Below are 14,408 nucleotides of genomic sequence, written 5' to 3'. Positions count from 1 at the left end.
GCCCTAGCACGACCCTTACCCGCATCCTTTTTCGTTATGCCCTGTAGTTGAAGAAATAGCCATAGCCGTCGGCGCGCTGCACCAAGTGGCAATACTTGTGTGAGATGCCTTGCACCAATTCGCCGCTGGTGCGAATGTTGAAGCTGCCGCTCGCGCGTACCGCTACACGACCAACATAGTTGCCGACTTTCTTGCCGGAAGTGACGTGAGCCCGCACCATGTCACCAGTCCCAAAGCCTTTGACGCGCTTGGTTCGCATCAAGTAGCCTCTCGGGAAGCCGTACTGATCCAGGCGTGTGCGCTGGTAGCTGCCTCGCCCCGTACACGTGATCGTCAACGTCGGTTGTTGGCTGTGGGTCACGGTTGTTCCTACTACACCCACGCAAACCGCATCTAAGGCATGGGTTTTTTGCAACCCCAAGCGAACTCGGTTGTATTTTGTTTGACCGCCTGAAGCCAGTTCGACCGGCAAGCCAGTGTCTTTGAGCGCATTGGCCAAGGCCCACCGGGTGGTGTTGACGGCAGCGGCATCTTTCAAGGGACGTTTGGCTTGCGCTAGGACGCTCGCCAGCCGTTGCGGCTCTTTAGCTAGAAACTCTTGCACCGGCCTAGCTGCCTTGCGCTCGTTGCACGGTCGGCACGCCAAGGTCAAGTTGCTGATGCGGTTAGTTCCACCTCGGGCCTTTGGCTGGATGTGCTCTACCTGCAATGGCACCTCAGTGGCGCAACAATAAGCACACTTGCGGCCCCACTTCTCCAGCAGGTATTCACGTACTTCGTAACCTGCCAGCGTGCCTTGCTGGTACTCTACGCCAGCAATCTCGGAATTGGCAAGCGCTTGCATATTGAAACGCACCAGCTCCGAAGAGATGGCCACGACAGGCGTCCAGCGCCGCAAACGTTCGACCCAAGCCACGGTGGTATCCACTCTATGCCGCAGTGACGGTGGCAACCAACCTTGCGGCTTGCGCCGGTTCAAGAACCTAGGAGCTCGGTAGCGCAAATTGCCGCGACGACACCTGCGCATACGGCTGCGCGCACTCAATGCTTCTGAAATCTGACGCCCACGGTGCACCAGCTCCATCAGGTTTAGGACAGCGGCTTCCCGCTGAATCTCACCCGTGGTGACATCAATGCGCTCCGCGTCACGCACCAATGCCAAGCCCGTGGTTTTGCTGCCTGGGTCCAACTTCACGCGCACCGGCTGCAGCGTACAGTCCGCCACCTGTCGGTCAACCAGGCGTATGACCATCGGCACGACGCGATGCACCCGGGCACGACCACGCTCGAGCAACAATCTCGCACGCTTTTCGCTGCAAGGCATTAAAGGTTTACCGCTGCGATCCAATACCAATACAGCCACGACATCTCCTACACACTGTGAACAGCACAGCTACCGGCTGGATACAGCTTTGCCCTTACGGGCCTTGTGACAGATACCTTGCGGCATCGCTCCCCTCGACCATGTTGTCAGCCAGCTTGGCACCTGAGTGCCTATCGCAGCCCGGTTCGTACGTACCCGACGCTTGTCTGCTGCTGCGACTTTCAGAGCTCAGAGCTGAGGAAGCACTCCGAGGTGAGTCTTGTACTTACTGGCAACGTAGTAGCTTTTCGACTACTCGGTCTGATCAATCTCAGGCTTCAAGCAATTAATGCCCAAGCCTCGTCCTTTAGGACGGGGTGATTGACTACAGTTGTCCCATCACAAACACGGTGGCAAACGCGGTGGCCATGAACGTCAGCACCGCCACCAGCGAACGCACGGAGCGCCGCCCCAGCCCGCACACGCCGTGGCCACTGGTGCAACCCGAGCCCCGCACCGTACCGTAGCCCACCAGCAGCCCCGCCGCCAGCAGCAGCAGCGGCGAACGCTCGGGCAGCGTCGGCGGCTCCAGCCACAGCCCGAACAGCGTGCCGCCCGCCACCAGCCCGACCAGAAACGCCCAGCGCCAGCGCACCGCTGGCGTCTGCGGGCCCATTACCCCGCAGGCAATGCCGCTGATGCCAGTGACCCGCCCCAGCCCGGCCAGCACCAGCCAGCTGGCCAGTCCAATCAACCCGCCACCCACGGCGGCCTGTACATAAGGGTGCATCACACGCTCCTTGCATTAACAAACAAACCCATACCAGTATTTTCGCACCAACCGGCCGTTTTGCCTCTTTGGTGTAAAAATGCCAAGGTTCACCCGTTCAACACCCCTTGGCCCTTCACCTGCGAGGTTCCCGCCCATGTTGCCCATCCAGCTGTTCGATCCCGACTCCAGCACCTACACCTACATTCTGTTCGACGACGTGACGCGTGAGGCCCTGCTGATCGACCCGGTGGACACCCAGCTCCAGCGCGACCTGGCCACCCTGCGCCAGTACGGCCTCAAGCTGCTGTGGACGGTGGAAACCCACGCCCACGCCGACCACATCACCAGCGCGGCAGTGCTGGCCGAACACACCGGCGCGCGCACCGCCGCCCCGGCGGCTTGCGGCATCGGCAACGCCTCGGTGCAACTGCAGCACGGTGACACCTTGGCCTTTGGCCGCCACCAGCTGCGCGCCCTGGCCACGCCCGGGCACACGGCGGGCAGCATGTCCTTCACCTGGGACGACGGCGAACAGCGCCACGCCTTCACCGGCGACACCCTGCTCATCAACGGCTGTGGCCGCACAGACTTCCAATCCGGCAGTGCGCAGGCCATGTACCACAGCCTGACGCAAGTGCTGTTGGCCTTGCCTGACGACACCCTGGTCTGGCCCGGCCACGACTACCAGGGCCGCAGCCACTCCAGCATCGGGCAAGAAAAAGCCACCAACGCCCGCGTGGCGGGCAAGACCGAGGCCGAGTTCGTTGCCATCATGGCCGGGCTGCAACTGCCTCGGCCGCGCCGCATCGACGAAGCGGTGCCCGCCAACCTCAGCTCCGGCCTGCGTCACGACGTGGACGGTGCCTTGCTGATGCAACCGCGTCCCGCCACCGGCTACGCGGGCGATGTGTCGGCACCACTGGCTTGGCAATGGGTGCAGGCGGGCGAAGCGGTGTTGGTGGACGTACGCACCGATGCCGAACGTGCCTGGGTCGGCTTTGTGCCCGGTGCCCTCAACGCCGCTTGGAAGCAATGGCCCGGCATGCAGGCCAACCCCAACTTTGATGCCGAAGTGCAACAAGCCGCTGCCCACGGCCAGAAACTGCTGATGCTGTGCCGCAGCGGCGTGCGCTCCGTGGCCGCCGCCCAACGCGCCACCGAACTTGGCCTGACCGCTTACAACATCCTCGAAGGCTTTGAAGGCGACCCCGATGCCAACGGCCAGCGTGGTCACTTGGGTGGCTGGCGATTCCACGGACTGCCGTGGCGCCAGAACTGAGGCCGAAGCCGACTATCATCCACGTCCATGAGCTTTCTTGCCCTGGACGTTGGAAACACGCGCCTCAAATGGTCGCTGTACGAAGCCCCCCGCGCCGATGCCCCCTTGCTGGCGCACGGGGTGCAGTTTCTGGAAAACATTGAATCGCTGGCCGAAGGCGACTGGCGCCGCCTGCCCGCGCCGCAATGGATACTGGGCTGCACCGTGGCGGGTGACGCCGTCAAGCGCCGGGTGCAGGAGCAGCTTGAAGTCTGGGACGTACACCCACGCTGGGTCGTCTCCAGTGCCACCGAGGCGGGCCTGACCAACGGCTACGACCACCCCTCGCGCCTGGGCTCCGACCGCTGGGTGGCCATGATTGGCGCCCGCCAACGCCTGCTGGCGCGCGGTGATGGCCACAAGCCCTGCGTGGTGGTGATGGTGGGTACCGCCGTCACGGTCGAGGCCATCGACGCCGACGGCAAGTTCCTGGGGGGCATCATCCTGCCTGGCCATGGCATCATGCTGCGCGCGCTGGAATCTGGCACCGCTGGCCTGCACGTGCCCACCGGCAACGTGTGCAACTTTCCCACCAACACCAGCGATGCACTGACCAGTGGCGGCACCTTTGCCATTGCCGGTGCCGTTCACCGCATGGTGGACAACCTGCGCCAACATACCGGCCAAGAGCCTGTGTGCATCATGACCGGCGGTGCGGGCTGGAAAATGGCCCCCAGCATGACCGTGCCGTTCGAGCTGGTGGATGGCTTGATCTTCGACGGCCTGTTGGCCATTGCCGCACACCGGTTGGCGCAGCAACCAGCTTAAAGCGGTGGCGTTGCTGGTTCAGGCGGCAGGCTGCTGTAACCAGCGCCGCGCCAGTTCCACCCAATACGTGCCCCCGATGGGCAGCAGCCGGTCGTTGAAGTCGTAGCGCGGGTTGTGCAGCGTGCAGGGGCCAGCATCGTGGCCACCCCCGGCGTAACCGGCGCGGTGTGCGCCTTCGCCGTTGCCCAGGAACACATACGCCCCCGGCTTGGCTTGCAACATGTAGGCAAAATCTTCGGCGCCCATCGTGGGTTCTTGCGCCAGCACGCGCTCCGGGCCCACCAAGTCCAGCATTACCTGCCGCGCAAAAGCGGCTTCGGCGGCGCTGTTGACGGTAGGCGGGTAGTTGCGTTCAAACTCAAACGTGCAGCTGGCCCCAAACGCGGCGCAGGTGTGCTGTGCGATATCGCGCATGCGTTGCTCCACCATGTCCAGCACCGCCACACTGAAGGTGCGCACCGTGCCCTGGATCTCGCACACATCGGGCACCACGTTGGTGGCCTCGCCGGTGTGGATCATCGTCACCGACACCACCGCCGCTTCCACCGGCTTGGTGTTGCGGCTCACTACTGTTTGCAGCGCCAGCACCAGCTGGCACGCCACCGGCACCGGGTCGATGGTGTTGTGTGGCATGGCAGCGTGCCCGCCCTTGCCCCGAATGGTGATCTTGAACTCGTTGCTCGACGCCATCACCGGCCCGGCACTCACGGCAAACGTGCCTTCGGGCAACCCCGGCCAGTTGTGCAACCCAAACACCGCTTCCATCGGAAAGCGCTCGAACAGCCCATCGTCCATCATGCGTTTTGCTCCGCCACCACCTTCCTCTGCGGGCTGGAAGATCAGGTACACCGTTCCATCGAAATCGCGTTGCTGTGCCAGCGCCTGGGCCGCGCCCAGCAGCATGGCGGTGTGGCCATCGTGGCCGCAGCCGTGCATCTTGCCGGGGTGTTGGCTGGCGTGGGCAAAGGTGTTGAGTTCCGTCATCGGCAGCGCGTCCATATCGGCGCGCAGGCCGACCGCACGGCCACAGGCTCCGCCATCGCGGCCATGCACCACCGCCACCACGCCGGTCTGGCCCAGTCCGCAGCGCGCTTCAATGCCCCATTGCGCCAATTGGCGCACCACCACATCGGCGGTGCGCACCTCCTCAAAACACAGCTCGGGGTGGGCGTGCAAGTCGCGTCGCAGGGCGGTCAGCGTGTCCGTGGCACGCAACAGGGTCTCGTTCAATTGCATGGCTTGTCCCTTGTCGTCGTCGCAAAACCCCATGTTAGCCAACTTGAACGGCCCTTGCATCACGGATAATCAAAAGATTTTCGACACAACAAGGGTGAACAACATGATTCTGGTGACAGGCGGTGCAGGCTTTATCGGCAGTAATTTCGTGCTTGACTGGCTGGCCCAGTCGGGTGAGGCCATCGTCAACCTCGACAAGCTGACCTACGCCGGCAACTTGGAAAATCTGGCTTCCCTGCAAGACAACCCCAACCACATCTTTGTGCAAGGCGATCTGGGCGACAGCGCGTTGGTGGCGCAACTGCTGGCACAGCATCGCCCGCGCGCTGTGGTCAACTTTGCGGCCGAAAGCCATGTGGACCGCTCCATCCACGGCCCGGAAGACTTCATCCAGACCAACATCGTCGGCACCTTCCGTTTGCTGGAGGCTGTGCGCGCCTACTGGCTGGCGCTGCCCGAGGCCGACAAGACCGCTTTCCGCTTCCTGCACGTCAGCACCGACGAAGTCTATGGTTCCCTGACCAAGGACGATCCGCCCTTCGCTGAGGACAACCGCTACGAGCCCAACAGCCCTTACTCGGCCAGCAAGGCGGCCAGTGACCACCTGGTGCGTGCCTGGCACCACACCTACGGCCTGCCGGTGGTCACCACCAACTGCTCCAACAACTACGGCCCCTACCACTTCCCCGAAAAACTCATCCCGCTGATGATCGTTAACGCGCTGGCAGGCAAACCGTTGCCGGTGTACGGTGATGGCCAGCAAATCCGCGACTGGCTCTACGTCAAAGACCATTGCAGCGCCATCCGCCGTGTGCTGGAGGCGGGCACCTTGGGCGAAACCTACAACATTGGCGGCTGGAACGAAAAACCCAACCTCGAGATCGTCCACACCGTTTGCGCCTTGCTCGATGAACTGCGCCCCAAGGCCGACGGCAGTTCCTACGCCACCCAGATCACCTACGTGACCGACCGCCCCGGCCACGACCGCCGCTACGCCATCGATGCGCGCAAGATCGAGCGCGAACTGGGCTGGAAACCCGCTGAGACCTTCGAAACCGGCATCCGCAAGACCGTCGAGTGGTATCTCGCTAATTCGGACTGGGTGGCTCATGTACAAAACGGCAGCTACCGCGATTGGGTCAGCAAGCAATACGCCGGGAGCGTGGCATGAGCGACACTGGCACAGGCTCGTCTACCTTACCGCGCCCGTTGCCTCGCATCCTGCTGCTGGGCAAAAACGGGCAAGTCGGCTGGGAGCTGCAACGCAGCTTGGCCCCGTTGGGCGAGGTCATTGCCCTGGACCGCCACGGCACACCGCACCCCACCGATGCCAACGCACCTGCGCTGTGCGGTGACTTGACCGACCTTGATGGCCTGATCCGCACCGTGCAAGTGCTGCGCCCGGATGTCATCGTCAACGCCGCCGCCCACACCGCCGTGGACAAGGCAGAGAGCGAACCCGAACTCGCCCGTCGCCTCAACGCCGAAGCGCCGCAAGTTCTGGCCCAAGCAGCGCAGGCCGTGGGCGCTTGGCTGGTGCATTACAGCACCGATTACGTCTTTGATGGCAGCGGCAGCACCCCGTGGCAGGAAACCGACCCCACTGGCCCGCTCAGCACCTATGGCCGCACCAAGCTGGAAGGTGAACAAGCCATTCAAGCCAGCGGTTGTCGCCATCTCATCTTTCGCACCAGTTGGGTGTATGCCGCGCGCGGCGGCAACTTTGCCAAGACCATGTTGCGCTTGGCCGCCGAACGCGAACGCCTCACCGTCATCAACGACCAATTCGGTGCCCCCACCGGTGCCGACCTCATCGCCGACGTGACCGCCCACGCCATCCGCCACGTGCTGCACACCGGCCAAGGGCAGGGCGTGTACCATTTGGCCGCTGCGGGCGAAACCACCTGGCACGGCTACGCCAGCCACGTCATCGCCGCCGCCCGCACCCTCAAGCCCGAGCTGACCCTCAAGGTCAACACCATCGACCCCGTGCCCACCAGCGCCTTCCCGACCCCGGCGCAACGCCCGCACAACTCGCGCCTCGACACCACCCAGCTCCGGCACACCTTTGGCTTGACACTGCCCCCGTGGCAACAGGGTGTGCAGCGCATGTTGGCTGAGGTATTGTGAGTGGCGCAATGCCCATTGCAACATCCTGTTTCCTGATGCATTGTGTAATAATAAGTCATACTTTTACCGAAAGGGGTTTTTATGATCAAGCAAATTCTGGCTTCTTTGGCTGTTCTGGCCATGGCAACCGCTCCTCTGGCCCATGCCCAAACTGAAACGGGTGGTTCAGCTGCCGCAGCGGGCGCTGGTGCGCCGGCAGGCGCTGGTGTAGCTGCTGGTGCCGCCGCTGGTGCCGTAACCGCTACCACCGTCGCTCTGGCTGTGGTTGCTGTAGCTGCTGTGGCTGCTGTGGCTAGTGATGGTTCTAGTGGTACCACGGGCACTACCGGTACCACAGGTACTACCGGTACGAATTAATCTGTGCTGTTGAGGCACAAGACCATCGTTTCGATGGTCTTTTTTTCGTCTGTCAGTGTGCTGCTGGTGGCTTGTCAAAGCCGTTTTCAGTTGTTGGAGCTCTGGCAGGCTAATCGCGCTGAAGCTGTCAAACAGTTTCCCACGTTTGAAACGGGTTTAAACCCCAGCATGCGTTATCTGGTGGCGCACGTCTCAGACGGTCCACTGGCACTGCTGGCGTTGTCGCATCAACATGTACCGACGCAAGGACTGCTTGAGACTTGGGTGGGAGCCAACCATCAGGTTATTCAAACCATGAATGTGGTGCCGCACGCTACGCACGGATTGCCCAACGATTTGTTGCCCCAAAAGCTTTCTCAGCCAGTGCCTGTTTCTGTTGAGTGGCAACAAGTTCCAGAGCAGGCACGTCCAGCATTGCCAAGCCAAGCCGCACCTTGGGGGCAATTGGATTGGTACAAAATTCCTGGCGTTGTCCCGTCTTACTTTGCTGTTGCGCAGCACCGAGGCGCGACACAGCCAGTTTACGCCTACCGTTGCTGGTCGCCTGATGTCTGTCTGCACACCTACCGCTGGCCCATGGATTACACCTTGCCTGCCAGCTGACCATGTCTGAGTTTGTATTGCCCTCTCGCACTGCGGTGTGTGTTGCCTGTTGTTTGGTGTGTTCGGCACCGGCCTTGGCCCAATCCGTGCCACCACAGCCTGCCACCGTCGGCGAATGGTTGCTCAACGCCAGCAGCAGTGATGCGTTGGTCGAGCCGCCTGTGGCGCATTGGTTGGTGCCACAGCAGCGTCGGCCCCAAGCGCAGCTCAAGCAACAAGCTTTGGATGCTGCCGCAACGGCCTACAGCAATGACTGGCTGGCTTGGTGGTTGTCTTTGCCTGTGACGGGTCGTACCCCGCTGGCTTCTTCCAACCCGCTGGCGCTCATAGGTTCCTTGCGTGACGATCCGCCGCTGGAGCTGGATCAGACCCTCAAAACGTATCCTAATGTGCAACAAGTGGCGGTGGTGTTGCCCGATGGCCAAGTGTGTGCTGTACCTTGGGTGGACAAGGCTTACGCCCAATCCTATGTGCAAGCTTGCTTTTCCTTGCCATCACACATTTCTCATGTCGGCTTGGCGCAGCCCGACATGACCACCCATGTGGTGGGCGTTCAGCCCTACAGCGAACACAGCCAGCCCCATCCTCAGCCCGGTAGCTGGGTGGTAGTACCTGCCGGTGCAGACCATCCTACGCTGTACACGTTGCCCGCCCAGTTGCAGTGGTTGGCGACGTTGCCACCGTTTGAATATCTGGTGGAGCATCACCCTGCGCCTGCTCCAATAGCGGTAGCGCGTGAGGTCGATGTGACCATCCCGCAACGTCCTATGTCCGATTTGGCCATTTCTGCCAGCGACTGGGGCGAAACAGGTTTGCTGCAAACGCCTACCGCTCGCATGGCCGAAGCGGGCAACGCACGCTTTACGTTGTCACACGTGTCCCCGTACACCCGTGGCACCATCATGTTGCAGCCATTTGATTGGCTGGAGGCTGGGTTTCGCTACACCAACATCGCTAACCGCTTGTATGGCCCCAAAGATTTTTCTGGCGATCAAGATTTCAAAGACAAATCCATTGATCTAAAACTTAAGCTGTTGCCCGAGTCCGGTGCATGGCAGCCACAGGTGGCACTGGGTATCCGTGACATTGGCGGTACGGGACTTTTCTCTTCGGAATATTTGGTGGCCAGCAAGCGCTGGGGCAACTTGGACACTTCCTTGGGGCTCGCTTGGGGCAACATGGGTTCACGTGCCAATTTGCGCAACCCCTTGTCGGGACTGCTGGGCAGCGATTGGAACCACCGGCCTACTGGCGTAGGTGGCGATGTAGGGGGTGAGATTGGCACCAAAGCCTTTTTCAAGGGGTCGGTGGCGCTGTTTGGTGGTGTGCAGTACCAAGCCTCGCCACAATGGTTGCTGAAGGCCGAAATTGATGGCAACAACTACCAATCGGAGCCATTGAACAACCCGCAAAAAACATCTTCCCCCATCAATTTTGGGGTTACATGGCGTTACAGCCCCTATGTTGATGTGGGAGTCGGATGGGAGCGTGGTCAGCGTCTTGGCCTGTCACTGACGTTGCACACAGGCCCTCAGCCTTTTGGGCGTATGTACATGCCTAAGACGCTGGACACGCCTTTACCACGCTTGACAATTGATCCTCCTGTCCAAGCGTCTGCTACCGATACCCTTCGCCGCACGTTGGAAGGGGTATCTGCTTGGACGGTACTGGACATTCAAGAAAATCAGCCTCTGATTCGGGTCACATTGCAGACCGAATTTGCGGCCTATACCCAAGAGCGAATCGATCGCATGGTGGCGGTATTGCACGCACATTTGCCCGCAGCGTTCCAGAAAATAGAATTCCGTTTGCAGGACAGAGGATTAAATTTGGTTACGGTAGACGTAGACCGTGCTGAGTGGTTGCGTGGCCGTGTGTACCCTGTGCCAGAAGAAACCCGTCTGCCCGCGCAAACCATACGCCCCTCTGACAGCAGCCTCAGTGAGGAAGCTTCCAGCATATCTGCGCAACCTCACCGTTTGGAATGGTCGCCTTACTATGCACAGAGTCTGGGGGGGCCCGATGGTTTTATCCTGTTCCAGACGGGTGTCCGTGCTTACGCTGAATACAGTTGGTCGCAACAAACTTGGTTAGCTGGTCAGCTGAACCTGCGCTTGCTGGACAACTATGACCAGTTTAAGTTTGGTGGTTTTAGCGAATTACCGCGTGTCCGTACCCATGTCAAAGACTATGTGACCACGTCCCGTGTCAATCTGCCATTGGCCCAACTGACCACGGTGGCAGATTTGGGGGATGGGCATTACAGCAGTGTGTACGGTGGCTTGCTGGAGTCCATGTTTGCAGGGGTAGGGGCAGAGTGGTACTACCGCCCATGGAATTCAAGTTGGTCGGTCGGAACGGACATCAACCATGTGCAACAACGTGATTTTGCACAGGACTTTGGTTTGCGGGATTACCGTACTACCACTGGGCACGCCACCTTGTATTGGGACACCGGCTGGTCTGGGTTGCAAACCCAAATTTCCGCAGGTCGCTATTTGGCGGGTGATGCTGGCATAACGATTGACCTCAGCCGCAGATTCGACAACGGTGTCAGCGTAGGTGCGTGGGCCACCAAGACCAATATTTCCGCACAGCAATTTGGCGAAGGCAGTTTTGACAAGGGCATTTACGTCCGAATTCCCTTCGATCTGATGTTTCCGCGTTCTACAGGTGGTATGGCCAACTTGATCTGGTCACCCTTGACACGTGATGGTGGTGCCAGATTGTCCCGCCGTTTTCCTTTGCACGACATCGTCCGTTTGCGCGATCCATCCGCTTGGCGATTGCAGCCAGCTCTGGATTCGCGTTTGCGTTCCGGAGAAATGCCTGCCACCACAGGCGCTATGCACTCCAGTCACTGGGTCAGTCCCAAAGACACAGCATCAGATTTGTGGCGCTCAGCCCAAGAAACGCCTGTTTCAGCGTGGTTGGGCATGGCGGGTGCGGTCGGGCTCAGTGCTGCGTTGGATCGACCAGCCCGGCGTTGGGCTGATCAGCATACCGACGGTCACTGGAGTCGCGCCGCCACTGTGAGCAACGCTATTCCCGCTGTTTTGGGTGTCACCAACCTCGCGTTGGCCACAGGTGTGGTGGGGGAGGCTTCTTCCTTGGTCGCACAGCGCGCACTGCATGCAGGAGTTTATGCCCTAGCGGGCAGTATGGCATTGAAGACCTTGGCCCAACGTGATCGGCCTAACGGACGATCTGGCGCTTTTTCCTCCAACCACATGGCGGTTGCCATGGCGTTGGTCACGCCTTGGGCGGAATACAACGATTCCCCTTGGTTGTATGGGCTTGCAGCGGCTACAGCCTATGGTCGCGTTCAGAGCCGGGAGCATTGGGTGTCTGATACGGTGACTGGTGGATTGCTGGGTTATGTAATTGGACGTTGGGTGGGGGCTCCAAGCACAGCGCCACGTACCGATCGTCAACTGTTTGTTCAGGACAGACACGTTGGTGTCCAGTGGCATTATTGAGTTGAAAACTTTTTTACAGAACACTGTTCAGATTTACATTGAAAATGAAAAAAACAACTAGTGCATGTATTGCATCTGCAATCGTCAGCGTTTTTGTAACCGCTCATGCGCAAAATTCGGCTGCGGGCTACATGTCGCCTGCTGTTCCGGGCGAGTCTGCCGTGGGTTTAACAGGCTTTGCTGCGGCTTCGGCACCTTTGCCAACCGACGGGTTGGCCGCGATGGCGCAGCAATCGCTGAAAAACAATGGTATTGGTGCCAATATTCAGTCTGACAGCACCACAGCGTTGACATCCCCTGCGGCACGCGTTGTTAAGCCTCAAGAGCCAAGTCAGTTTGAACTGTTTGTAAAAAATGCTACAGGAAAGCGTTTGCCTATCTACGGCGCAGAGCTGTTTGAAACGCCACAAACTTTTTCCCCCGTTACCAACGTTCCGGCACCAGTCAATTATGTGCTGGCACCAGGTGATGAAGTACAGTTGCAAGTATGGGGCGCAACCAACCTGAACTTGAATTTAACCATAGATCGACAAGGTCAAGTGATGGTGCCCAGAGTAGGGCCCTTGTCTCTGGTTGGTGTACAAGCTGGTCAATTGGACGGTGTCTTTAAAGCCCATTTGACCAAGGTGCTGGCCAACGTAGAAGTTGCAGCGCATGTGTCCAAACTGCGCAGTATTCAAGTGTATGTGGTTGGCCATGCGGCACAACCCGGTGTTTACACGCTCAGCAGTTTGAGTACTTTGGTCAATGCCTTGTTTGCCAGTGGCGGCCCCGGCAACAAAGGCAGCATGCGCCAGATTCAATTGAAGCGTGGTGGGAAAACCGTTTCTCAGCTCGATTTGTACGATTTTATTGGTGCAGGGAACGCTCAGACCGATGTTGCATTGCAAACAGGTGACGTAATTGTCATTCCTCCCGTCGGACCACGTGTGGCCATTCATGGTGCTTTTGACCATGCTGCCATCTACGAACTCAAGCCTGCTGAAACTACACTGAAAGATATTCTGGCCAAAGGTGGTGGCGTACCTGTTTTAGCCACAAGTCAGAAAGCGCTGTTGGAACGCGTGGTGCCTTCGGCTCAACCGCCGCGTCAAGTTGCGGACTTGGCACTCAATGATATCGGGTTATCAACCGCATTGAAAGATGGTGATATCGTCACTTTGTTGGGTATCAGTCCTGAATTTTCCAATGCTGTCACACTTCAAGGCAGTGTAGATACGCCATCTCGGCATGCTTATAAAAATGGTATGCGCGTCAGTGATCTGATACCTGATGTTGAGGCTTTGATTGTCAAAGATTACTATAACAAAAAAAATTCCCGTGTACAGGTTGATGACAGAAAAAAAACCATCTCCGAAAATAAAAATTTTGTAGCCAAAAATGTTGACAGGATAGATGTAGATGATGTAAATAAAAAAATAAAAAACGACTTAGAGTCCATCAATTGGAGTTATGCTTCTATTGAGCGATTAAATAGAAAAACCCTTGAAAATCAATTAATCTCATTCAACTTGGGTAAGGCGGTATTGGAGCGTGACTCTAACCATGATATTGAATTGCAGCCGGGCGATGTGGTAACCGTATTTAGTACCAAAGATATCCAGCTGCCGATGGACAAGCAGTTGCGTATGGTCAAGGTGGAGGGGGAGGTGGCTGCGCCTGGGTTGTACCCGTTGTTGCCCGGCGAGACTTTGCCCCAGTTGTTGCGACGAATTGGTGGATTGACACCTCAAGCGTACGTGTATGGCATGGAATTTACCCGCGAAAGTGTGCGCAAGCAGCAGCAGGAAAATTTGAACAAAATTATTTCTAAACTTGAACAAACCCTCACGGCACAGGTTGGATCTGAGGCAGCCTCTTTGTCTGGAGAGTTGGGTAGTAAAGCTCTCGCAAATTTTGAATTGCAGAAGCAATCCACCCAACAACAAATCAGTCGCCTTAGAAATTTTCAAAGCAATGGCCGTGTCGCTCTTGAGCTGAATACCCAAGATCAGAGTTTGGCAGCCTTGCCGACCATGCCGTTGGAAGATGGTGACCGTATTGTGGTACCTGCATTGCCCAGCTTTGTTTCTGCTTATGGCGCTATCAACAACGAAAATGCCTTGGTGTACCGCTCAGGCCGTACGGTGTCCGATGTGTTGAATGCTGTTGGGCCAACCTCCGATGCGGATCTGGATCAGACGTTTGTACTTCGGGCAGACGGTACAGTGGTTACAGCAAACAGTCAGAATAGCTGGTTTGGGCGTGGTTTGAATGGATTGCGTTTGATGCCTGGTGATACCGTGGTTGTGCCACCTAAAACGCCTTCAATTTCTACTTTTGACAAAACTTTGGGTTATGCTAAAGACATTACTCAAATTTTCAGCAATTTAGGTCTTGGCGTTGCTGCAATTCGTTCTATTCAAAACAATTGATGCGGGATGGCTTTGTTGCACAAACACC

10 protein-coding genes and 1 pseudogene are annotated in these 14,408 nt (G+C 58.4%); 8 read left to right on the top strand and 3 right to left on the bottom strand.

Annotated elements, in window-relative coordinates; translation table 11 throughout:
• Window positions 1-34 precede the first annotated feature (34 nt).
• Both iscB and CON76_RS01500 read right to left on the bottom strand, forming a co-directional pair.
• The gene (gene iscB / locus CON76_RS01505; RefSeq protein ID WP_101101394.1) at window positions 35-1,363 is read right to left on the bottom strand and encodes an RNA-guided endonuclease IscB; all 1,329 of its coding nucleotides are present in this window, start codon (window positions 1,361-1,363) and stop codon (window positions 35-37) included.
• 325 nt (window positions 1,364-1,688) lie between these two features.
• Window positions 1,689-2,093, bottom strand: coding sequence for a YeeE/YedE family protein (locus CON76_RS01500; RefSeq protein ID WP_101101392.1), 405 nt, complete (start codon window positions 2,091-2,093; stop codon window positions 1,689-1,691).
• A 79-nt stretch (window positions 2,094-2,172) separates the two neighbouring features.
• Between CON76_RS01500 and CON76_RS13405 the strand changes: the two are divergent.
• The 3 genes and pseudogenes from CON76_RS13405 to CON76_RS01490 all read left to right on the top strand — a co-directional run.
• Window positions 2,173-2,742: pseudogene (locus CON76_RS13405) on the top strand (MBL fold metallo-hydrolase); the annotation flags it as partial.
• A 204-nt stretch (window positions 2,743-2,946) separates the two neighbouring features.
• Window positions 2,947-3,354: a rhodanese-like domain-containing protein gene (locus CON76_RS13400; RefSeq protein WP_240592716.1), complete on the top strand. Its 408-nt coding sequence runs from the start codon at window positions 2,947-2,949 to the stop codon at window positions 3,352-3,354.
• A 27-nt stretch (window positions 3,355-3,381) separates the two neighbouring features.
• On the top strand, window positions 3,382-4,161 hold the full coding sequence (locus CON76_RS01490; RefSeq protein ID WP_101101388.1) for a type III pantothenate kinase: 780 nt from the start codon (window positions 3,382-3,384) through the stop codon (window positions 4,159-4,161).
• An 18-nt stretch (window positions 4,162-4,179) separates the two neighbouring features.
• On the opposite strand, the gene CON76_RS01485 is transcribed toward CON76_RS01490, so the two are convergent.
• Window positions 4,180-5,397 carry a M20 aminoacylase family protein gene (locus tag CON76_RS01485; RefSeq protein WP_101101528.1) on the bottom strand — a complete coding sequence of 406 codons (1,218 nt, stop codon included), beginning with the start codon at window positions 5,395-5,397 and terminating at the stop codon, window positions 4,180-4,182.
• A 103-nt stretch (window positions 5,398-5,500) separates the two neighbouring features.
• On the opposite strand from CON76_RS01485, the gene rfbB reads away from it, so the two are divergent.
• The 5 genes from rfbB (at window position 5,501) to CON76_RS01460 (ending at window position 14,380) form a co-directional block, all read left to right on the top strand.
• Window positions 5,501-6,568: a dTDP-glucose 4,6-dehydratase gene (rfbB, locus tag CON76_RS01480; protein ID WP_101101526.1), complete on the top strand. Its 1,068-nt coding sequence runs from the start codon at window positions 5,501-5,503 to the stop codon at window positions 6,566-6,568.
• Window positions 6,565-7,527 (top strand): dTDP-4-dehydrorhamnose reductase, encoded by a 963-nt coding sequence (rfbD, locus tag CON76_RS01475; RefSeq protein WP_101101387.1) that lies wholly within the window; start codon window positions 6,565-6,567, stop codon window positions 7,525-7,527. The genes rfbB and rfbD overlap by 4 nt, the downstream gene beginning before the upstream one ends.
• Window positions 7,528-7,893: 366 nt before the next feature.
• The gene (locus CON76_RS12705; RefSeq protein WP_145995296.1) at window positions 7,894-8,487 is read left to right on the top strand and encodes a YjbF family lipoprotein; all 594 of its coding nucleotides are present in this window, start codon (window positions 7,894-7,896) and stop codon (window positions 8,485-8,487) included.
• Window positions 8,488-8,489: 2 nt separating this feature from the next.
• Entirely contained in the window at window positions 8,490-11,966 is a 3,477-nt protein-coding gene (locus CON76_RS01465; RefSeq protein ID WP_101101385.1) for a YjbH domain-containing protein, read from the top strand.
• Between the two features lie 44 nt (window positions 11,967-12,010).
• Window positions 12,011-14,380, top strand: a complete 2,370-nt coding sequence (locus CON76_RS01460; protein WP_240592708.1) for a polysaccharide biosynthesis/export family protein — start codon at window positions 12,011-12,013, stop codon at window positions 14,378-14,380.
• Window positions 14,381-14,408 lie beyond the last annotated feature (28 nt).

This window comes from Macromonas bipunctata (genome assembly GCF_002837135.1).
GTDB classification, from domain to species: domain Bacteria; phylum Pseudomonadota; class Gammaproteobacteria; order Burkholderiales; family Burkholderiaceae_C; genus Macromonas_A; species Macromonas_A bipunctata.
Note: the sequence above shows the minus strand (reverse complement) of the source record. Positions and strands in the feature narration are given on the sequence as shown.